The sequence below is a fragment of the Mesorhizobium sp. M3A.F.Ca.ET.175.01.1.1 genome, from assembly GCF_004791945.1.
Lineage (GTDB): Bacteria > Pseudomonadota > Alphaproteobacteria > Rhizobiales > Rhizobiaceae > Mesorhizobium.
In genome coordinates this window covers 1-301 of sequence record NZ_SRTP01000323.1, presented here as the reverse complement: position 1 = coordinate 301, position 301 = coordinate 1, and the positions used below count along the sequence as shown (strand labels likewise).

1 pseudogene is annotated in these 301 nt (G+C 64.5%); it reads right to left on the bottom strand.

What is annotated here, in order from left to right:
* Nucleotides 1-239, bottom strand: a pseudogene (locus EN818_RS31825) (NADH-quinone oxidoreductase subunit D); the annotation flags it as partial.
* Nucleotides 240-301: the final 62 nt, after the last annotated feature.

Sequence of the window (301 nt, the reverse complement as noted above, 5' to 3'; positions counted from 1 at the left end):
AAGTCATGCGCCTGGTTCATCGGCGCCACCTGGTCGAGCCGGTCGAAATAGGGCAGGGCCTGCAGGTAGTTCTTGTATTCGATCAACTTCTCGGTGCCGCGGTGCAGCAGGCCGATATGCGGATCGGCGCGGTCGACGATCTCGCCATCCAGTTCCAGCACCAGCCGCAGCACGCCATGCGCGGACGGGTGCTGCGGCCCGAAATTGAGGGTGAAGTTGCGGACTGCGGCTTCGGTCATGGCGACCTCCGCGAAAGTGGGACTTCGAAGCAGATCGCGGCCGTCGGCCGCGTCATGCGGTC